Raw genomic sequence first — 17,924 nt, forward strand, 5'->3', positions numbered from 1 at the left:
AACCGTTTTCGTCGGAGCAAGCGAGCGGATGCCGCGGGGCGCGCGGCTCGTCGACCTACCGCTCGATCTTGTCGAGGTGCAGCATTGCGGCGAGGTTCTTGTCGAGCTCATCGTCGCGGAAGACCTTCTTCCAGTCGTCCTTGATGATGTTCGACCGGCCGTAGTCCATGGCGATCAGGCAGGCGTCGCTGAACGGGTTGTCACCACGGAGTCCGTTGGCGAGTGCGACCTGGGTGTGGCCGAGGAGGATCGACCGAGCAGCCGGCTCCGGCACGCCCATGGTGTTGACGGCCTCGTCCAGCGCTTCCTTGAGCAGGGCACCGATCATGCAAGCGATGGTCTCGACGAGGGTCGGCTCGAGCTGCGCGAGCTGCTTGATGGTGACCCAGTGCACGTCGATGACGGGCGCGTAGATCGCCCGGACGGTGGCCTCAACGATGGCCTTCTTCTCGGGGTCGTCCGATTCGATCGCCGCAATGGCATCCTGGGGTGCCGCAATCCCGCCGAAGGTGTCCGCGTACTCCTCCGGTGTGGTGCGCTGGAGGAAGATCGACGGGTGGCACGGGTGCGCAACGGCCTGAATGACGTCGTCGCGGGTGGTCAGCAGACCGGCGTACGCGGCGGCGGGGTCAAGCGTGAGCACGATGGCACCCGACTTGAGCTGCGGAACGATCTCGGCCGTGACCGGGCCAAGTGCGAGGTCAGGAACAGCCAGAACGACGATGTCAGCGTCAGCGATGGCATCCGCTGTCTCGGTGAGTTCGCGACCCGCCGCGCGGACGCGGTCCTGCCCGACGGGGGAGTTCTCGCTGTAGAAGACCTTGTGGTCGGTCTTCGACAGGTTATCGGAGACGCGGGTCCCCATCTTTCCTCCGGCACCGATCACGGCGATGGTGGGGTTGAAGTCGGTGGTGCTCATCGGTTTCTCCTCAGGTAATCCAGTGTGGTGGCTGTCCAGGCAATCTCCGCCTGGACGGTGGTTTCGGGGTCGCCCTGCCAGGGCAACCAGTGTTCGACGATCTCGTTGATCCCGCGGGCTTCTGGCTCGACGGTGTCGAGCAGGTGCCGGTAGTCGTGCAGCCCTTCACCCATCGGCGCGCCGCTGTAGGTGAAACCGACCCAGCCGTCCTGCCGGGCGAAGGCGAAGTCCTTCACGTGCACGTTGCGGGTGAGGGCGGCGCACCGCTCGACGGCGTCCTTCGGCAGTTCCAGACCGGCAACGACGTTGGCGGGGTCAAGGCAAATGCCGAGCCGGTCGCTGCCGACCCGCTCGACCAGCCCGACGAGGTCTGTCGTTGACACCTGCTCGTAGGTCTCGAGCGCGAGCGTCACACCGGCCGCGTCGAACGACGGCAGTATGTCGATGAGGATCTGCTCCGCCTCAGTCATGCTCGGGCGGTGGTCCGGCCCGTAGAGCATGCTGCGAACGAGCTTCGCGTCGAAAATCTCCGCCAGGCGCAGGAACGACGTCAGGTGACCGGGCTCAATGCCCTTGGTCCCCAGCTCGATCGTGAGCCCGAGGTTCCGGGATTCCGCGGCCGCTGCCGTGAGTTCGGCGTGGGACATCGACAGGAGCGGCGCGTAGTCGCAGATCTGGAACAGGTCGACACCGAGTTCGCGCGTGCGCTCGAACGCCCCGACCAGACTGAGCGGCTCTGGCACCCGTGACGAATGCTGCCAGAGGAACGCGTAGGTGCCGAGTCCGATCACGCCCGTGCCGCCGATCGTGCGAGTGTCGCTGCTTCGTCGAGAACGGATGCCAGCGCTGCGGGGTCGTGCGCGAAACGGCCGAGGAACAACCCGTCGACGTCGGAACCGAGGGCGGTCAACAGGCCGGGGCCGGCGCTTCCGCCGTAGATCACGGCGCTGCCGTCGCGACCGTCCATCGAATTGATCGCACTGCGCAGCTCGGCGCACACGGTACGGATGTGCTCAGCGCTGGCAGGTTCAGCTGCGCCGATCGCCCAGACGGGTTCGTAGGCGACGATGACCCGGCCCGCTGGAGCGTCGGTGAGAGCGGAACGCAACTGACGAACTGCCTCGCTCGCCGCGGCATCCGCTTCTCCCTGAACAGTCTCGCCGATACAGAGAACGGGAGCGAGGCCGTTGCGGAGGGCCGCCGCGGTCTTGGCGGCCACGATCTCCTCGGTCTCGCCGAACAGTCGTCGTCGTTCTGCATGCCCGACCTCGACAACGCCGGCACCGATCTCGGCGAGCTCGGTGCCGCTGACCTCGCCGGTGTAGGCGCCGTTGTCCTCCCAGAACAGGTCCTGGGCGCCGACGACAACGCCGGTATCACCGAGTGTGTGGATCGCGGCGGGGATCGAGACGAAACTCGGGATGACGAAGAGTTCGACGTCCCCGTTCTTCAGCGACTCCTTGTCGCGACTCAGCTGAGCGACCTCCGAGAACCATTCGCGCGCGCGGGCGTGCCCGAAGTACATCTTCAGGCTCACCCCAACGACGACGGGAGACATCAGCAGCTGCCGGTGGTCTCGTAGGTGTCGAGGACGGCAACCTTCTCAGCGCTCGCCGAGGTCTCGTCGAACCGGTAGGTCAGCCACTCGCGCACGAGACGGCGGGCCAGTTCTGCGCCGATCACGCGCTGCCCGAGGGCAAGCACCTGGGCGTTGTTCGAGAGCACGAGCCGCTCGACCGAGAAGCTGTCGTGCGCCACAGACGCACGGATGCCCTTGACCTTGCCCGCCGCCATCGCGACGCCCATGCCGGTTCCGCAGACGAGGAGGCCCCGGTCAGCGTCACCCGCGGCGATGGCCTCACCGACCGCGACTCCCACGCGCGGGTACGGCGTGTGGCCGTCGGCGTCGACGCCGACATCGGTGACGCTCTCGACCAGGTCGCTGGCGAGCAGGTCCTTCTTGAGCAGTTCCTTGTAGTCGTATCCGGCGTCGTCCGAGCCGATCACGATTCGCAGTTTGTCCATGATGTTCCTCTTCCTAGTGCTGTTGGGTGTCGATGAGGCGCGACAGTCGCTGCGCGATGAGCGCGAACGAGTGTGCGCCGGCATCCGGTGTGCCGAGGCTCTTCTCGGCGTGCGGGCGAGCGCGGCCCATGCGGGGCAGCAGGTCGGCGGTAGCGGCGGCAGCGTCGGTGGCGGCGTCCGCAGCCCTCGACACCGCGGCGGTAAACGGGGCGCCGTTGGCGAGCTCGAGTGTGAGGGTGTCGCTGAACGGCACGATCGCATCGACCATCGTCTTGTCACCGAGCTCCGCTTTTCCGAATTCACGGATGCCGCGGCTCGCGGCATCGACGCCAGCAGCGATCGATGCGCCGGTCGCGCCCGCATCGTCGCCGAGCTGCCCGGCGATGGCACGGAGTGACAAGCCCCACAGTGCCCCCGAGGTTCCGCCGGCGCGGTCGGCCCACGCGTCGCCGGAGCGTTCGAGCAGGGTGCGGATGCCGGCACCCGCGTCCCGCAGGTCGGCCGCGGCCGCTGCCGCAGCGCGAGCCCCGCGCTGCATGCCGATGCCGTGATCGCCGTCGCCGGCGACCGCATCGATGCGACCGAGTTCATCGACGTTCTCATCGATGACGTCGGCGAGGGCCTGCAATGCGGCGGCAGCGAACCGGGCCGACGCGCGTGACGCGGGCGAAGCATCCGGAATTTCGTCGATTTCAGTGATGATGTCGACGAGAACGGACTGCTCGGTCGCGGCGACGGTGCCCTTGCGGTAGGCCGGGGTGTTCGCCGGGGCGCGCCAGAATGTTTCGAGTTCGTCGTCGAGCCAGAACAGGGTGAGCGATGCGCCGGCCATGTCGAAGCTCGTGACGAGTTCGCCGACCTCGGGGTCGACGATGGTGATGCCCGCATCGCTAAGCAGCTCGGCGACGCGGCGGTAGACCACGAAGAGTTCCTCGTATTTGACCGAGCCGAGGCCGTTGAGGATCACGCCGACGCGCTGGCCGTCGGCTGAATCGATGCCGTCGGGCAGCTCGGTGAGGAGTGTGGAGACGAAGAGCTCGGCGAGGCCTGCGGCGGTGGGGATGTCGGTTTCACCGATCCCCGGTTCGCCGTGGATGCCGATTCCCACGCCCATCCGGCCCTCGGGAACGGTGAAGAGCGGGGCCGTCGCGCCTGGCAGTGTGCAGCCGGTGAATGCGACGCCGAAGGAGCGGGTTCGTTCGTTGGCGTGGGTGGTGATGCGCTCGACGTCATCGAGTGAGTAACCGGCCTCGGATGCCGCAGCGGCGGTCTTGAGCACCGTCAGGTCGCCGGCGATGCCACGGCGTTTGTGCTTCTCGCCCACCGGCGCGCTCGCGATGTCATCGGTGACGACGACGGTGCGGCAGTCGACTCCTGCCGCGCGCAGTCGTTCCTGGGCCTGGCTGAAGTGGAGCACGTCGCCCGCGTAATTGCCGTAGCTGAGCAGGATGCCTCCGCCGAGGTCGGCGGCCGAGGCCACCGAGTGAACCTGCTGGGCTGACGGCGAGGCGAAGAGGTTGCCGAGCGCGGCGCCGTGGGCGAGGCCCTGGCCGACGAGCCCGCCGAACGCCGGGTAGTGGCCGGAGCCACCACCGGTGACGACGGCGACCGAGCCCGGCTCAGACACGGTGCTCCTGATGACGCCACCGGGGACGCGCCGCACCTGCCCGGCATTCGCGGCGACGAAACCGTCGATCATCTCGTCGGCGAATGTGGAGGGATCGTTGAAGAGGCGGGTCATGGGGAATGTGCTCCGAAGTGCTCGAGGGTGGGGTGGGGATGTGGGGCGGTCGGGGAGTCGACCGCCCCGCCCTGGTTACTGCGCCAGCGCCTGTGCGTCGGTCTCGTCGACGACGGGAGGCGTGGTGCGGCGTGCTCTCGAGAGCAGAAGCATGATCACGCCGGAGAGGGCCATGAAGCCACCGACGATGAACATGGGAACCTCGTAGTTGCCGGTCAGGTCGGCGACCGCACCGGTGATGTACGGCGCCGAGAAGCCCGCGAGGTTTCCGACGGTGTTGATCAGGGCGATGCCCGCTGCCGCTGCTGCACCGGTCAGGAACTGCGTCGGCAGGGTCCAGAAGTTGGGCAGGGCGGAGAAGATCGCCATGGCGGTGATCGCGATGATGGCGATCGTGGCGAACGGAGATCCCGCAAACAGCGCGAACGGAATGCTCAGTGCTCCGACGAACGCGGGAATCGCGATGTGCCACGTCTTCAAGCCGCGCTTCGTGGCATCCCGAGCCCAGAAGTGCAGTGCGATGGCTGCCGGAATATACGGGACTGCCGTGATGAGCCCCTTCTGGAACGTGTCGAACTCGGTGCCGAACTGTGCCTGGAAGCCCTCGATGATCGTCGGCAGGAAGAAACCGAGCGCGTAGAGGCCGTAGATGAAGCCGAAGTAGATGAACGAGAGTGCCCAGACGCGGCCGCTCTTGAACGCGTCACGGATGCGACCGTGTCCGCCGGTCTTCTGGGTGTGTGCGCGCTCGGACTCGAGGGCGTTGGTGAGCCAGACCTGCTCTTCCTTGGTCAGCCACTTCGCGTCAGCCGGGCGGTCCTTGAGGTAGAACCAGGCGACGAATCCAATGATGATCGCGGGGATCGCGACGCCCGCGAACATGAACCGCCAGCCTTCGAGGCCGAAGATGCCGTCCTGCTCGATGAGGATCGCGGCGAGGGGAGCACCGATGACCGTGGTGAGCGGCTGTGCCAGGTAGAAGAGGGCGAGGATCTTGGAGCGGTGGGCCGCCGGGACCCAGAGGCTCAGGAACAGGATGGCACCGGGGAAGAATCCCGCTTCGGCGACACCGAGGGCGAAGCGCAGAATGGCGAGGTGCTCAAAGCTGCCGACCCAGGTGAAGAGGAGGGCGACGATTCCCCAGCTCACCATGATGCGTGCGAGCCACTTGCGGGCGCCGAAGCGGTGCAGGGCGAGGTTCGACGGAACTTCGAGCAGGATGTAGCCGATGAAGAAGACGCCGGAGGCGAAACCGAACTGGGCTGCAGAGAGCCCGAGGTCTTCGTTCATACCGTTCGGGGCGGCGAAGCCGATGGCCGTACGGTCGAGGTAGTTGATGAAGAACATCAACGCCACGAACGGGACGAGCCGAACGGCGACCTTCTTAATGGCGGATTTTTCCACGGCGCTTTGCGGCGTGGGTTTGCGTGTGTTGGTGTCCACGTTGACTCCTTGGTGAGGAAGGGGGAGCGCGAGAGCGGCAGGGTCGCATTATTCGCTCCCATGAGTATTCTGCGAAATTAGCTTTCTGTCAACCGGTTGACCAATACCGGTCAACCGGTGATCCATTGTGGGGGCAGTTTTGCTAGCTTTGACCCATGCCGGCCTATCCGAATGACACCTCCGCTGAGATCGCGGCATCTATGGGCACACTGAGCGGGGGAACGCCGGTGTCTGCGGTCGCCAAGCGGCTGCTCGAGATCTTCACTCGGGGCGACATCGAGCCCGGCACCCGCCTGCCGCCCGAGCGCCAGTTGTCGACCAGCCTCGGTGTCGGTCGCTCCGCGGTTCGCGAGGCCCTCGCCGCGCTCGAGCTGCTCGGGATCGTCGACGTGCGCCCCGGATCCGGCACCTATCTGCGCGGAACGGCCAGTGAGATGCTGCCGCAAACCCTGAGCTGGGGCCTCATGCTCGACGAGCCCCGCACCAGGGAGCTCATCGAGGTGCGCGGGGCGTTGGAGATTTACGCGGCGCGACTGGCGGCATCCCGAATCTCAGACGAAGCGCTCGGTCGGCTCGCCGATCACCTGGAAGACATGCGCAAGAACGTCGACAACCTCGGTGGCTTTGTCGAGGCGGACCTGCAGTTCCATCTCGAGCTGGCGCGAAGCATCGACAACATGGTGCTGCTCGACCTGTTGCAGAGCATCCGCTCGCTGTTGCGCGTGTGGGTCGATCGCGCGGTGCAGCAGCCCGAGCAGGCGCGGGTCGCCATCGATGAGCACGCCGCTGTGTACGCGGCGATAGCGACGCGCGATCCGGATGCCGCGGCATCCGCCATGGCCGTGCACATGAGCACAGCGGGTGACCGGCTCGCGAAGACCGTGGCGCCGTGACCGGCTGATGGCGGGTCAGCGCGCAGATCGCGGGCCAGCGTTGCTCGGCCACAAGCGGTCGTTGGCGGGTTGCTCGGCCACAAATGGTCGCTGATTCTCGGAAAAGGCGACCGTTTCTGTCGTCGCAAGAGAGCGGATGCCGCCGAGCGACCGTTTGTGTCGTCGCAAAAGAGCGGATGCCGCCGAGCGACCGTTTGTGTCGGAGCAAGTGAACGGATGCGCCGCGAGCGCCAGCTTGCTAGCTTGGGGCCATGCCAACGACGCCACAGAACGCCCCAACCGATGAGACCGGCCTGATCGCGGGCGAGCTCGAGAAGCTCTGGACCGGTGGCGAATGGCTCGAGGGGCCGCTCTGGTTGCCGGGCAGCGAGTCGGTGCGGTTCAGCGACATCCCGAACAACCGCATCCTCGAGTTCGACCGTGCCACCGGTGAAACGCGCGTGCACCGCGACGACGTCGAGTACACCAACGGCCGCACCCTCGACCGCGAGGGCCGCGTCGTTCAGTGCAGCCACGGCCGTCGTGCTGTTGAGCGCGAGGTCGACGGTGAGGTCGAGGTGCTCGTCGATCGCTGGGCAGGTGGACGCTTCAACTCCCCGAACGACGTTGTGGTGGCATCCGACGGCACGATCTGGTTTACCGATCCGCCCTACGGGATTCAGGAGAGCGGGCGTGAGGGGCACCCGGGTGTCGAGGAGTACGGCGGATGCTTCGTGTTCCGTTTCGATCCCGCCACGGGTGTCGCTACGCCGGTGATCACCGACATGGTGCACCCGAACGGCCTCGCGTTCTCGCTCGACGAGAACCTGCTTTACGTGGCCGACACCGGGGGAGAATCGGTGCGGCACATCCGTGTGTATGACGTGGCGACGGGAGACGGGCGCGTCTTCGTGAATCCCTCGGGGACCCCTGACGGATTCCGTGTGGATGCCGTGGGCCGTGTGTGGACCTCGTCGTCGGATGCCGTTCAAGTGTTCTCGTCGGACGGCGAACTGGAGTTGAATATCGCCGTACCCGAGGTCGCATCGAACCTGTGTTTTGGTGGACCGGAGGGCTCCGAGCTCTACATCACGGCATCGACGAGCCTGTACCGCATCCGCACGACGGTGACGCCGGCGGTCGGATAGCAAACCCTTCGTTACGTTACGGCCATGTCAATTTCCTAACCGATCTCGGGTTTCCGGAGGTAGGGTGAGCGGATCGCAAAGGCCCAAACCCGAAGGGACGCTGATGCAACGCACAACGCTCACAATCGATGGTCATTCGCACGTGCTCGCGCAGGGAACGCAGTTGGGGGCGCTCAAAGCGGCGGCTGAAGAAGCGGTGCGCGCGGGAGGAAGGTTCATCGACCTCACGGTTGTGGGCAACGTCGCGGTCAGCGTACTGGTCAGCCCTGGCGTTGCTATTCACTTCACGACCCGTGAGGTTGCGGAAGACGAACGCGACACCGGCGAGCTCGCCGAGCCTTTCGACGACAGTCTTCACTGGGACATCGCCGACCTGTTCTGAGTCGGCCCTCTTCGGTTGTGTCAGAGGCGCATGCTGAGGACGTGGCGGACCGCGAGGTTCCCACCGTGGTCGTCAGCGACCCGGTGCATCCCGATTTTCTCGGCCACGCGACTCGACGCGTAATTGTCGGGGTGGACGATGGCCACCAGCTCCTCGGCGCCGGTGTGTTCGCGAGCGAAGTCGCGGCACGCCGCTGCGGCTTCAGTCGCGAGTCCCTGCCGGTGAAGGGCGGAGCGCACGTGGTAGCCGACCTCGAGTTTCGGCACTCCGTTTACCTCCTGCCAGGTCAGGCCGCAATCGCCCACAAACTCACCGTCGAGGGTATCGATGATCCAGAGTCCGTAACCGTGCTCGGTGTAGTTCTGCTGGTTCCAGTCGATCCAGGCGGCAGCTTCGGAGCGTGACTTCGGCGCCGGGTAAAAACGCATCACGTCGGGGTCACCGAGCAGCGCGGCCATGGCGTCGAGATCGGAATCGGTCATGGGCCGGAACCGCAGGCGGGCGGTGGGAGCGGGAAGCATCCTGCGACTCTAGTGGCCGCCGCTCGAGGGCCGCTTGCTCGTCATCGTTGACGACGAGGGCCGTTTCGGCCGGGTGGTGCGGATTCGATGACGGATGCCATCGCTCACTTCGCCGGGGAAGGACGCGCTAAAACGCACTCCTGAGGCGGGAGAGATAGGTGTCGAGTGCCTCGAGCACCAGCTCCGGAGTGAACCTCAGGGGATCAGCCAGTGCATTCACGGTCAAGCCGTCGGTGAAGGCGCGGAGAGCCTTGCTCTCGCGCTCTGCCGCTTCGGCCGGGCAGCCGAGGTCTTCGACCGTGACGCGACAGAGGCGATCGAGGTCGGCGTTCGCTTCTTCCAGAACCTCACGTATCGCGGGCGAGGACGGTGGTGCCGTCATGGCGGCCAGCCAGACCGCGGCTTCTCGCCTTCTCCGCGCGTCGAGCGGCAATGCCTGTTCCCATGCTTCGCGGATGCTCCACGGTGAGTCCGGGTGTTCGGGGCTGGGCAATCCGTCGGCCTGGGCCAGGCGTACTGCCGTGAGCGCGCTCGCCAGCATCTCGTCGCTGGTGGGGAAGTAGTGGCGAACCGCGGACGGGCTCACCCCGAGGTCGCGCGCAACCGTTCGCACGCTGACGCCGCCGAGCCCTTCCCGCTCGATTCGGCGAATGACCACATCGACGATTGCCTGGCGGCGCGACGTGTGGTCGACGATCTTCGGCATCTCAGAGCCCCTCGCTTTCGCAGTACAGTTGTGCGGTGACTTTATAGTACAGTCGTACGGCAACGGAAGGGACCCGATGAAGCCACACAGGATCACCGCTCTGATCATGGTCGCGATCATCGGTGGCATGTCGGTGCCGCTGGCCCTCTGGCTGGCCCGCGATCCAGCGAGGTTCTGGACCGATTTGCTCGGGTTCGGGCAGGATCTCGCAAGCATCCCGTGGGGTTGGCTGCTTGCCGTCACAGTCGCGGCTGCGTACATCGGCTACACCTTCTGGGCTGTTCCGTTCGTGCGTCGCACGGCGTTCGAGCTGAACACCCTCAAAGCTCTCGCTGTTCCCCTGGCGATTGTCACCGGCATCCTCGAAGAGCTGATCTTCCGGAAGTTCCTGATGGACGGGCTGGCGGGGCTTGGCGTCGCCTGGTGGGTGCAGGTGACCGCCGCCGCGCTGGCCTTTGGGCTTGCACACTCCATATGGGTCATGTTCTCGCGGGACCTGGCCATCATCGCCCCTGTAGCGATCTCGACGACCGTGCTTGGCGGTGCCCTGGCCATTGTGTACCTCGCAAGTGACCGGCTCGTCCTGCCCGCGGTCCTTGCCCACATCATCATCAACCTGGTGATCGAACCGGCGCTGCTTCGCAGTTCGCTCACCGGCCTGTGGCGGGAAGCTGCGGACCCTAGGAGGGCGGGCGGTTCCACGGTCGATACCGCGGTGTGAGGCCGGCAGCCCGGCGCTTCCAGAGGATCCGGTCGGGCGCTGCCCGCGTACGTTGGGCGGTGTCGCAGAGCGCCGTCGACGCGCTAGCGTAACCCCGTGGCCATGCACAGCATCCCCGAGGACTCAACGGATCGCCTCCGTCTGTGCCGCCCGCTGACGGATGACGCACCTGGGCTCTACGCGATTCTTAGTGATCCTCGCGTGTGGGCGCACTACCCATCGCTTCGCAACACAGCCATCACCCAGACGAAGGCCACCCTCGAGCGGTGGCTGCGGGGCTGGGATGCCGACGGCATCGGGACCTGGATCGCCCGCGAACATGGGTCTGACGCGATCGTCGGATATGGTGGCCTGTCCTCGCTCGGTGGTGTCGCCTGGAATCTGGGTTATCGGTTCGCCCCGGCGGCGCAGGGCCGAGGGCTGGCGACCGAACTTGGACGCCGGGCGCTCGAGCGAGCCGTACGCCTCAAGGGCAACCGCCCCGTGATCGCCTATCTGCTCGAAGAGAACGCCGCTTCGTCAGCGGTGGCTGAGAAACTCGGCTTGCACCTCGTCGACAGGGGACCTGATGCGGGAAACCCCGACCCATTGGCGGTGCGGCTCGTTTTCGCGGATCGGTCGCTGACGGCCAACGAGCTGGCGGCTGCCCGACAGTAGGGCGTGCCCGTCACGGTGTCGCCACCGTGCCCGAGTCATCCGCCCGCAGCATCTGCCGCAGTGTTCTCGTCATGGTTCTCAATGCGGTGTCAGGGCCGTAATAGGCTTTCAGCATGATCTCTCGTGAGGACCTGTCGGCTCTGCCCATCGACGAGTACGCATTCCCCGGGCCGCTCCGGGACGCTCTCGTCGGCGCGATCCTCGACGGACGCAAGACCAGCACGACGTCGCTGGTCGCCGACTACGACCTGTCGGAGGAGCAGCTGCCCGTGATCGGCGAGCGTCGCGTTGTCGTCGACTCATCCGAGAATCCCGTCTGCGTCACCGAGGTCACCGGTGTCCGCGTCGTGCCGCTGGGCGAGGTCGACCTCGCCCACGCCATCGACGAGGGCGAGGGCTTCGAGACCGTCGCCGACTGGCGTGCCGGCCACGAGAAGTTCTGGCACGGCGCTGAATTCCGAGAGTGGATGCGCGACCCGGAGTTCACGGTGTCGGATGCCACTGAAGCGGTGCTGGTGCGATTCCACGTCACCGACCGAGCCTGAGTAGCCCGCCCCTGGGTAACGGAGCACTAGCGTAGGAGCGCGCTTCGATCTTCGGCGCACGTCGTTGTGGAGGAGTCGGCACCGTGGATGACAGGACAGAAGCAGAACTCGAGCGCATTTTTGCCGCCCGCGATCGCGACAACATGGGGCCGACGATTGCGGCGTTGCTCCCGATCTACGAACAGCATCCGCACGATCCACGAGTTCTCTATGAGGTCGGCGGCGCGTACGACACCGCGGGTGATGAAGCGACGGCACTGGGTTTCTATGAGCGGGCGATGGCCGAGGGGCTCGAGGGCGACGTGCGCAGGCGGTGTTACCTGCAGCAGGGCAGCACGCTGAGAAACCTCGGGCGACTCGACGAATCGATCGAACTCTTTGCGCGCGCTCGCCGCGAGTTCCCCGACTCGGTCTCGCTTGGCGCGTTCGAGGCGCTGACCCTGCACGCGGCCGGGAAAGCGAACACGGCGCTCGGGAGTCTCTTCACCCTGCTTGCGGAGCACGTCCACGCTGAGGAACTCGACAGGTACCAGGCCGCGCTTCGAGGCAACGCCGAGTACCTCGTCTCGCTCGACGCTCCCCGCTGAGCGGGTTGCGCTGTCGCATTTCGCGACGGTGCCGCGTGACGGCATCCGCTGCTCGGCCACAAATGGCTATTCGGTCTTTGCTCGGACGCAAAGAGCTGGACTTTCTCGAGACCAGCAGCCGTTTATGTCCGCGCACGACGCCCGCTGGGCGTGAGCGATCATTTTCGTCCGAGCAAGGCCCGCTCGCGGGTGTTACCGGCGGCGCGCCTGTACGACTCGTCTGTATGACGGGGAACGTCTTACTGTTTCGGGGTTTCAGAGGTAGCGTGGGCCGTCTGCCGATGCCCGAACCGGAAGGGGCTCCGATGCGCCGCACGATCCTCACGGTCGAGGGGAACTCCTACGTGCTTGCGCAGGGAACCGACGCCGTTGCGGTGAAGGCCGAGGTCGAACGCGCGGTGGTCTCCGGCGGCCACTTCGTCGATCTGACGATGGTGGGAGACGCTGTCGTGAGCGTCCTGATCAGCCCGGGCGTCGCGGTCACGCTCGCCACGCTCGACGTTCCTGACGACGATTCAGACACGGATCACGGGGCGACGTTCGAGGATCACTCCACCTGGGACATCGCCGACCTGCTCTGACCGGCCGAACCGCCACGTCGGAGTCGACCTGGGGGCGCGCCTCGGGTTACCGCTTTGCCGTCGCGGGTGCGTCGGGCTCCGGGACTACCCGCAGGCCCGCCGGAGAGTTAGCCAGCCTGACGAGTTCTTCCACCCAGGCTCGGTTGAGCTGCGGCTCACGGCTCCCCACGAAGTCGAACTGGAGCGGGATGGTGGGGTGGACCCAGATCGAGCTGTGTCCGCTGCCCGAGGCAACTGTGTAGTCCCAGGAGAACGTGAAGCTCTCACCGCGTCGCACCTTCGACAGAATGACGACCTTGAGGTGAGCGAGCACCCGATCGTCGAACTCGACGGAGATCGACGGGGTTCCGTAGATGAATTTGCCCATGAATTACTGTCCCAGCCCTGCGTCGAGCTCGTCCATGATCTGATTGAAGTCTTCGGCGGTCTGGCCGGCACCGGTGCCCTCTTCTTCCACGGTCCCTCTGATGCCGACCTGCGGCATTTCGGGAACGGGAAAGCGTCGCGCTTCTTCCTCGGCGGTGATGCCGCCCACGTCGGCGACGTCGAACTGACTGGCCTTGCTGAGCAGGAGGGTGTGGACGGAGGTCTCGCCGTGTTTTTCGAGGACAGTGATATCGACGGTGACGCTGTGTTCTGCGTCTGCCACCGTTGTCGTGTACTCGAGAAGCGCCGCCGTGATGGCATTGCCCGTGACGAAAGACCCGCCACTGTGTGTGATGCGCTTCATGCGTCCGACCATACGCCATGCATGCGCCGTCGGAAAACCGCGCGAGGGGGGCGGATGCTGCCGCTCAGCCCTGCGGCATCCGCTCTGCTCGGCCACAAACGGTCGTTCCTCCCTTGCTCGGCCGAAAATGGTCGGCGTTTCTCAGGATCAGCGACCATTTCTGGCCGAGCACGGCTCACGCATGGGCGAGGATGGGGCGCATGGAAGAGCGATTCGATTGGGTGGCCGATGTCTCGCGGGGCGAATGGCTTCGTTCGATGGAGGCCGAGCATTTTGGCAGCATCTTGTCGATCGTCCCCCGCGGGTTTGGGGCGTACGCGCGCGTGTTCCATCCCGTCGAGCGTGATCGACCGCGTGCCACGAAGACGTGGCTGGGCGTCACTGAGTCGACCTACTTCGCCGACATCGCGGCGTCGCTCGAGACCGAGCGCGCCACTTGGGCCCAGGTGGCCGAGTCCTTCGGCACAACCATGCACGCTGAAGCGCAATACGCTCGCCTCGTGCGCCGCGACTCTGACAGTATCGACGGCGTCGTAAGCCCCGACGGCTGGCGCTATGGCTCCACCAGCCAGGGCAGCCTCGATGCTGGGTCGGTCGCAACGGCATCCGCGGTTCTCGCTCGGCACACATCGACACCGGATGCCGGTATCGCCGCGATCTGGGAGGGCTGGGGTGGGCTCGTGAACTCGACCGGCTTTGCCGCCCTCACGCGGGCGGGGAGCGGCGGGCCGCCCGTCCGGCCCGGTGCCGAATCGGAACCGGGCTCCGGGCTGCTGGGTCGCGAGGTTGCGGCAGGGCCACGGTTTGCTTTGCACGGGGACACCGGGCGCCACTACCTGCTGTTCGAGGTCGGAGCGAATGACCTGGCGGATGCCGCGTGGCCGGATCGAGCGCCGTGGGTGCGCGAGGTCATGTGGGCGCAGTCGCCCAGCATCCTGTGGCCCGACGATCACTCCTGGGTACTCGCAACCGAGATCGACCTCGACTCGACGCTGGTTGCCGGAACCACCGCGCTCATCCGGGAACTCGTGCGAACGCCGGGACTCGAGGTGTTGCCGATCCGCACCGACGCCCACCTGACCTGGGATGGCGACGGGATCAATCGCCCGGGGTGAGAAGTAGTGAGACAGCCCGACCGCGTGAGGCCGCGGCATCCGGTGCCGGTTCAGTCGACGTGATCCTGCCAGGTTCCATCGAGAACCTCAGCCGCATGACGGCGCTCAGTCTCCGAAACGGATTCACCAATGAAACTGGCGACGAGCCAGTCCGACCGATAGGCGGCTGAACCGAGCGCTCGCGCGGCGGCTGCTGCGTCGTCCTGGGTGTCGAACTTCATCAGCACCATGTCGGCGGTGCCCCAGGCGGAAACGCAGGGCACCGCCGCATCGCAACTCGTTGCGGTCACATCCGTGGCACCGGCGAGGAGCGCAATGCTGGGTTGCTGGTCCTCGGCACCGACAAAGTCCTCCGGCAAAAGGTCGACGCGGGAGTCCCGGAGGAACAACCAGCTGACGAAAATGATGAGACCGAGAACGGATGCCGCGACTGCCCATCTGGCGACCGTGCGGCTTCTGGGTGGGTGCGGGGCGAGAGCGGACACGACCGTAATGCTGGCAGCGATTTCCGCACCCGGCAACCGAGTGGGGCATCCCGGCCGCCCAGGCGAGGAGCTGTTCGGCCCTCCGACCGTTCAATCGGTGGCGGGAGGGCCGAACGTGGGCGCTGGGACTCGGGTACCTGGCATTTAGCTCTGGCGGTTCGGGGTTCCGGACAGTCGCGCCATCTCCGACTCCACCCGGGCGTCACGGATGGCGAACAAACGCCCACCGAACACAGCGATTGCCGCCACGATCACGGCGACCGCCCAGCCGAGGATTGGCCAGATCGGCCAGAAGTATCCGTCAGGTGTGGTCAGAGTCCAGATGAGGACCATCGCCAGCGATGCGATAACCCAGATCGCGACAATGGCGGTGAATATCCTGCGTGCGACGATGTTGCGGCGAGCACGTCGGCGGATGTCGATGTCTTCGTTCATGTCAGTTTCTCCTATCTGTGTGGACCGGCCGATCCGGTTCGTTGGTGGATCATGATGAAGCCTCAAGTCTTAACGTGGGCATTTCATTCCCGGTTGTGCTCAGGCCGGGTCCATGTCGAGGACGAACCGGTACCGCACGCTCACCCCGCCGCTTGACCGAGAGCATCCGTTTCGGTCGAGCGCATCAGTTACGCGGGATGTTCTCGACCGCAACTGATGTGCTCGCGCACGGGGGCAGCGGCCCGCCCGCCGTCCGCCCGCCCGCCCGCCGGGGCATCCGCTCTGCGCGGCATCCGCTCTGCGCGGCCACCATGGCTGCCGAGCACCGACAGCGCGCGACCAGCGCCCTAGATCCAGCCCTGCTGCCAGGCGATCTCCGCCGCCTCGTGGCGTGACCGGGCATCGAGCTTCGTCATCGCCGCCGACAGGTAGTTGCGTACGGTGCCGGGCGCGAGGTGCAGCCGATCCGCGATCTCCTGCACGCTCATCGTCGACCGCGAGAACCGCAGCGCGTCGAGCTCGCGATCGGTGAGCGGGCAGCGCTCGGCCGTCAGCGCCGTCGCCGCGATCTCCGGGTCGATGTAGCGCTTGCCCGCGACCACATCGCGGATGACATCGGCAAGCTCCTCCGCGGGGGTCGACTTCGGCACGAATCCCGACACCCGAGCCGCGAGCGCTCGCCGCAACACGCCGGGCCGGGCATGTCTCGTCACGATCACGACCTTCGTCGCCACCGTCGAAAGGATGCGCGCGGCCGCCTCGATTCCATCGGCCTGCGGCATCTCGAGGTCGAGCAGGCAGACGTCCGGCTTCGTCTCGAGCGCTCGCTCGACGGCCGCCACTCCGTTGTCAACGCTTGCAACAACCTCGATGTCCGGCTCAAGGTTCAGCAGCGCGCTCAGCGCACCGCGAATGAGGTGCTCGTCGTCGGCGATGAGCAAACGGATGACACGGGGCCCGTTTTGAGGGAAGGTCATGCGTTCACGCCCATCCGCGCTGGCACAACGACCCGCAACGCGAACCGGTCGCCCTCGACGTCGGTCTCCAGCCACCCGTTCAGAGCGGACACCCGGTCACGAAGACCGACCAGACCGCTGCTGTCGGCCCGCCCCGTGGCATCCGTTGGGGACGCCGCTTCGTTGTTCTCGATCTCCAGGGCCACGCTCTCGGCCGTCGTCGTCAGGTGGATGGCGGCCCGCGTCGCTGCACTGTGGCGCAGGATGTTCGTGGTCGCCTCGCGCACGACAAGCGCGAGCACCCGTCGTATCTCGGCATCGGCGGGCAGCGCGTCGACCTGCAGTGTGCAGTCGGCACCCGCGGCGGTGAGCACTTCGCGCGCGTTCTCGAGTTCGGCGGCGAGGTCGACCTCACGGTAACCGGCGACGAGCGAGCGGGTCTCCTCGAGCGCCTGCTTCGCGATCATCCGCGTCTCGTGCACGTGCTCGCGCGCGGCCTCGGGGTCGACCGCGAGCAGGCGCTCGGCGAGCTCCGACTTGAGCGCGATCACCTGCAAGTGGTGGCCCTGGATGTCGTGCAGGTCGGAGGCGAACCGCAGGCGCTCCTTGGCCACGGCGAGTTCGGCCGCGGCCGAACGGTGCCGATCGAGCGTCACAACGATCTCCCACCACCAGAGGCTGGAGAGAACCATGAGCGGCAGCAGGATGCCATAGAAGTACAGGAGTCCCGATCCTGACATGCCCGTGGTATCGAACGGATGCCCCAGCATCGTGGCGAGGGTGGGGTGCAGCACCGTCACCACAGACCCGGCGAGAAGCAGAGCCCGCCTCGACGTGACCGGCAGCAGGGGAGCGACAGCGTTGACCGCCATCCACAGCGGGAACGCCGCGAAGAGCCCTGCAGCGGGAGTGAACAGGCCCAGCACCCACGCGAGTGCTGGCGGAATGAAGAGAGCGAGCGTCCAGCCGACCCGCGGCATCCCGCCCCCGCGCCCGACGCGGAGGAACCAGCAGTACCGCACCTGCACCGCCGCCGAAACGATGAGCAGAGCGAGAAGGATGGCGTCAAGCGTGCTGCGCGACTGCGCATAATTGGCCCCCGCGATGATCAGCAGGATGGCATCGAGAACGACGAAGAAGAAGATGATCGACGAGAGCGTATAGGTCCACGTCGTCTGGACGCTGCGTGCCGGTTGTTCGCGCTGTGGCTCGTCGGGTGTCCCGGTTGCGGCGCTGCGCTGAGCGGTCACGACAATGCCCGTTCTGGCGAGGTCTGGGGAAACATGCTCTCAGCGTAGAGCAGTGACATTTGTCACGGTCGCGGGTGTGAAACCGCCCCGGATGCTGTGACGCGG

23 protein-coding genes are annotated in these 17,924 nt (G+C 66.2%); 9 read left to right on the forward strand and 14 right to left on the reverse strand.

The window, feature by feature from the left end; translation table 11 throughout:
- Positions 1 to 55: 55 nt before the first annotated feature.
- From AC1C2M_RS13575 to AC1C2M_RS13600, 6 genes are all read right to left on the reverse strand, one after another.
- The gene (locus AC1C2M_RS13575) at positions 56 to 919 is read right to left on the reverse strand and encodes a phosphogluconate dehydrogenase C-terminal domain-containing protein (protein WP_483406304.1); all 864 of its coding nucleotides are present in this window, start codon (positions 917 to 919) and stop codon (positions 56 to 58) included.
- A complete protein-coding gene (locus AC1C2M_RS13580; protein WP_495437088.1) occupies positions 916 to 1,710 on the reverse strand; it encodes a sugar phosphate isomerase/epimerase family protein in 795 nt (264 codons plus the stop codon). Before AC1C2M_RS13580 ends, AC1C2M_RS13575 begins: the two co-directional genes overlap by 4 nt.
- A complete protein-coding gene (locus tag AC1C2M_RS13585) occupies positions 1,707 to 2,477 on the reverse strand; it encodes a triose-phosphate isomerase family protein (protein ID WP_495437090.1) in 771 nt (256 codons plus the stop codon). The genes AC1C2M_RS13580 and AC1C2M_RS13585 overlap by 4 nt, the downstream gene beginning before the upstream one ends.
- Positions 2,477 to 2,947 (reverse strand): ribose-5-phosphate isomerase, encoded by a 471-nt coding sequence (locus AC1C2M_RS13590; protein ID WP_483406714.1) that lies wholly within the window; start codon positions 2,945 to 2,947, stop codon positions 2,477 to 2,479. The genes AC1C2M_RS13585 and AC1C2M_RS13590 overlap by 1 nt, the downstream gene beginning before the upstream one ends.
- A 10-nt stretch (positions 2,948 to 2,957) precedes the next feature.
- A complete protein-coding gene (locus AC1C2M_RS13595; RefSeq protein WP_495437092.1) occupies positions 2,958 to 4,685 on the reverse strand; it encodes a dihydroxyacetone kinase family protein in 1,728 nt (575 codons plus the stop codon).
- A 75-nt stretch (positions 4,686 to 4,760) separates the two neighbouring features.
- Positions 4,761 to 6,128, reverse strand: coding sequence for an MFS transporter (locus AC1C2M_RS13600; protein ID WP_495437093.1), 1,368 nt, complete (start codon positions 6,126 to 6,128; stop codon positions 4,761 to 4,763).
- 155 nt (positions 6,129 to 6,283) lie between these two features.
- On the opposite strand from AC1C2M_RS13600, the gene AC1C2M_RS13605 reads away from it, so the two are divergent.
- From AC1C2M_RS13605 to AC1C2M_RS13615, 3 genes are all read left to right on the forward strand, one after another.
- Positions 6,284 to 7,021 (forward strand): FadR/GntR family transcriptional regulator, encoded by a 738-nt coding sequence (locus AC1C2M_RS13605; RefSeq protein ID WP_495437094.1) that lies wholly within the window; start codon positions 6,284 to 6,286, stop codon positions 7,019 to 7,021.
- Between the two features lie 251 nt (positions 7,022 to 7,272).
- Positions 7,273 to 8,148 (forward strand): SMP-30/gluconolactonase/LRE family protein, encoded by an 876-nt coding sequence (locus tag AC1C2M_RS13610; protein WP_495437095.1) that lies wholly within the window; start codon positions 7,273 to 7,275, stop codon positions 8,146 to 8,148.
- Between the two features lie 103 nt (positions 8,149 to 8,251).
- Positions 8,252 to 8,530 carry a hypothetical protein gene (locus AC1C2M_RS13615; RefSeq protein WP_483406297.1) on the forward strand — a complete coding sequence of 93 codons (279 nt, stop codon included), beginning with the start codon at positions 8,252 to 8,254 and terminating at the stop codon, positions 8,528 to 8,530.
- Positions 8,531 to 8,550: 20 nt separating this feature from the next.
- Here the strand turns inward: AC1C2M_RS13615 and AC1C2M_RS13620 are convergent, their stop codons facing one another.
- The gene (locus AC1C2M_RS13620) at positions 8,551 to 9,051 is read right to left on the reverse strand and encodes a GNAT family N-acetyltransferase (protein ID WP_495437096.1); all 501 of its coding nucleotides are present in this window, start codon (positions 9,049 to 9,051) and stop codon (positions 8,551 to 8,553) included.
- A gap of 127 nt (positions 9,052 to 9,178) precedes the next feature.
- Positions 9,179 to 9,757 carry a TetR/AcrR family transcriptional regulator gene (locus AC1C2M_RS13625; protein WP_495437097.1) on the reverse strand — a complete coding sequence of 193 codons (579 nt, stop codon included), beginning with the start codon at positions 9,755 to 9,757 and terminating at the stop codon, positions 9,179 to 9,181.
- A gap of 76 nt (positions 9,758 to 9,833) precedes the next feature.
- On the opposite strand from AC1C2M_RS13625, the gene AC1C2M_RS13630 reads away from it, so the two are divergent.
- The 5 genes from AC1C2M_RS13630 (at position 9,834) to AC1C2M_RS13650 (ending at position 12,848) form a co-directional block, all read left to right on the forward strand.
- On the forward strand, positions 9,834 to 10,478 hold the full coding sequence (locus tag AC1C2M_RS13630; protein ID WP_495437098.1) for a CPBP family intramembrane glutamic endopeptidase: 645 nt from the start codon (positions 9,834 to 9,836) through the stop codon (positions 10,476 to 10,478).
- Between the two features lie 102 nt (positions 10,479 to 10,580).
- Positions 10,581 to 11,135: a GNAT family N-acetyltransferase gene (locus tag AC1C2M_RS13635; protein ID WP_495437561.1), complete on the forward strand. Its 555-nt coding sequence runs from the start codon at positions 10,581 to 10,583 to the stop codon at positions 11,133 to 11,135.
- A gap of 113 nt (positions 11,136 to 11,248) precedes the next feature.
- On the forward strand, positions 11,249 to 11,680 hold the full coding sequence (locus tag AC1C2M_RS13640; RefSeq protein ID WP_495437100.1) for an ASCH domain-containing protein: 432 nt from the start codon (positions 11,249 to 11,251) through the stop codon (positions 11,678 to 11,680).
- 83 nt (positions 11,681 to 11,763) lie between these two features.
- Positions 11,764 to 12,267, forward strand: a complete 504-nt coding sequence (locus tag AC1C2M_RS13645) for a tetratricopeptide repeat protein (protein WP_495437102.1) — start codon at positions 11,764 to 11,766, stop codon at positions 12,265 to 12,267.
- A gap of 305 nt (positions 12,268 to 12,572) precedes the next feature.
- Positions 12,573 to 12,848 (forward strand): hypothetical protein, encoded by a 276-nt coding sequence (locus tag AC1C2M_RS13650; protein WP_495437104.1) that lies wholly within the window; start codon positions 12,573 to 12,575, stop codon positions 12,846 to 12,848.
- Between the two features lie 46 nt (positions 12,849 to 12,894).
- Here AC1C2M_RS13650 and AC1C2M_RS13655 read toward each other — a convergent pair whose 3' ends face one another.
- Together AC1C2M_RS13655 and AC1C2M_RS13660 are read right to left on the reverse strand one after the other, a co-directional pair.
- Positions 12,895 to 13,215: a DUF7882 family protein gene (locus AC1C2M_RS13655; RefSeq protein ID WP_495437105.1), complete on the reverse strand. Its 321-nt coding sequence runs from the start codon at positions 13,213 to 13,215 to the stop codon at positions 12,895 to 12,897.
- Between the two features lie 3 nt (positions 13,216 to 13,218).
- Complete coding sequence (locus tag AC1C2M_RS13660; protein WP_483406291.1) at positions 13,219 to 13,578, reverse strand: hypothetical protein; 360 nt, start codon at positions 13,576 to 13,578, stop codon at positions 13,219 to 13,221.
- Between the two features lie 200 nt (positions 13,579 to 13,778).
- Between AC1C2M_RS13660 and AC1C2M_RS13665 the strand changes: the two genes are divergently transcribed.
- The gene (locus AC1C2M_RS13665) at positions 13,779 to 14,693 is read left to right on the forward strand and encodes a hypothetical protein (RefSeq protein ID WP_495437106.1); all 915 of its coding nucleotides are present in this window, start codon (positions 13,779 to 13,781) and stop codon (positions 14,691 to 14,693) included.
- A 50-nt stretch (positions 14,694 to 14,743) separates the two neighbouring features.
- Here AC1C2M_RS13665 and AC1C2M_RS13670 read toward each other — a convergent pair whose 3' ends face one another.
- The 4 genes from AC1C2M_RS13670 to AC1C2M_RS13685 all read right to left on the reverse strand — a co-directional run bounded on the left by AC1C2M_RS13670 (position 14,744) and on the right by AC1C2M_RS13685 (position 17,819).
- Positions 14,744 to 15,178: a hypothetical protein gene (locus AC1C2M_RS13670; RefSeq protein ID WP_495437107.1), complete on the reverse strand. Its 435-nt coding sequence runs from the start codon at positions 15,176 to 15,178 to the stop codon at positions 14,744 to 14,746.
- A 144-nt stretch (positions 15,179 to 15,322) separates the two neighbouring features.
- Positions 15,323 to 15,613 carry a 2TM domain-containing protein gene (locus AC1C2M_RS13675; RefSeq protein WP_483406285.1) on the reverse strand — a complete coding sequence of 97 codons (291 nt, stop codon included), beginning with the start codon at positions 15,611 to 15,613 and terminating at the stop codon, positions 15,323 to 15,325.
- A 347-nt stretch (positions 15,614 to 15,960) separates the two neighbouring features.
- Positions 15,961 to 16,590: a response regulator transcription factor gene (locus AC1C2M_RS13680; protein ID WP_495437108.1), complete on the reverse strand. Its 630-nt coding sequence runs from the start codon at positions 16,588 to 16,590 to the stop codon at positions 15,961 to 15,963.
- Positions 16,587 to 17,819 carry a sensor histidine kinase gene (locus AC1C2M_RS13685; protein ID WP_495437110.1) on the reverse strand — a complete coding sequence of 411 codons (1,233 nt, stop codon included), beginning with the start codon at positions 17,817 to 17,819 and terminating at the stop codon, positions 16,587 to 16,589. Before AC1C2M_RS13685 ends, AC1C2M_RS13680 begins: the two co-directional genes overlap by 4 nt.
- Positions 17,820 to 17,924 lie beyond the last annotated feature (105 nt).

The sequence above is a fragment of the Mycetocola sp. Y444 genome, assembly GCF_059445295.1.

Excerpts from the sequence above, each read along its gene's own strand:
- AC1C2M_RS13585 (WP_495437090.1), bottom strand. The coding sequence starts at position 2,477 with ATGTCTCCCGTCGTCGTTGGGGTGAGCCTGAAGATGTACTTCGGGCAC.
- AC1C2M_RS13655 (WP_495437105.1), bottom strand. The coding sequence starts at position 13,215 with ATGGGCAAATTCATCTACGGAACCCCGTCGATCTCCGTCGAGTTCGAC.
- AC1C2M_RS13675 (WP_483406285.1), bottom strand. The coding sequence starts at position 15,613 with ATGAACGAAGACATCGACATCCGCCGACGTGCTCGCCGCAACATCGTC.
- AC1C2M_RS13665 (WP_495437106.1), top strand. The coding sequence starts at position 13,779 with ATGGAAGAGCGATTCGATTGGGTGGCCGATGTCTCGCGGGGCGAATGG.
- AC1C2M_RS13635 (WP_495437561.1), top strand. The coding sequence starts at position 10,581 with ATGCACAGCATCCCCGAGGACTCAACGGATCGCCTCCGTCTGTGCCGC.
- AC1C2M_RS13575 (WP_483406304.1), bottom strand. The coding sequence starts at position 919 with ATGAGCACCACCGACTTCAACCCCACCATCGCCGTGATCGGTGCCGGA.
- AC1C2M_RS13595 (WP_495437092.1), bottom strand. The coding sequence starts at position 4,685 with ATGACCCGCCTCTTCAACGATCCCTCCACATTCGCCGACGAGATGATC.
- AC1C2M_RS13630 (WP_495437098.1), top strand. The coding sequence starts at position 9,834 with ATGAAGCCACACAGGATCACCGCTCTGATCATGGTCGCGATCATCGGT.
- AC1C2M_RS13605 (WP_495437094.1), top strand. The coding sequence starts at position 6,284 with ATGCCGGCCTATCCGAATGACACCTCCGCTGAGATCGCGGCATCTATG.
- AC1C2M_RS13680 (WP_495437108.1), bottom strand. The coding sequence starts at position 16,590 with ATGACCTTCCCTCAAAACGGGCCCCGTGTCATCCGTTTGCTCATCGCC.
- AC1C2M_RS13615 (WP_483406297.1), top strand. The coding sequence starts at position 8,252 with ATGCAACGCACAACGCTCACAATCGATGGTCATTCGCACGTGCTCGCG.
- AC1C2M_RS13660 (WP_483406291.1), bottom strand. The coding sequence starts at position 13,578 with ATGAAGCGCATCACACACAGTGGCGGGTCTTTCGTCACGGGCAATGCC.
- AC1C2M_RS13620 (WP_495437096.1), bottom strand. The coding sequence starts at position 9,051 with ATGCTTCCCGCTCCCACCGCCCGCCTGCGGTTCCGGCCCATGACCGAT.
- AC1C2M_RS13650 (WP_495437104.1), top strand. The coding sequence starts at position 12,573 with ATGCGCCGCACGATCCTCACGGTCGAGGGGAACTCCTACGTGCTTGCG.
- AC1C2M_RS13625 (WP_495437097.1), bottom strand. The coding sequence starts at position 9,757 with ATGCCGAAGATCGTCGACCACACGTCGCGCCGCCAGGCAATCGTCGAT.
- AC1C2M_RS13610 (WP_495437095.1), top strand. The coding sequence starts at position 7,273 with ATGCCAACGACGCCACAGAACGCCCCAACCGATGAGACCGGCCTGATC.
- AC1C2M_RS13640 (WP_495437100.1), top strand. The coding sequence starts at position 11,249 with ATGATCTCTCGTGAGGACCTGTCGGCTCTGCCCATCGACGAGTACGCA.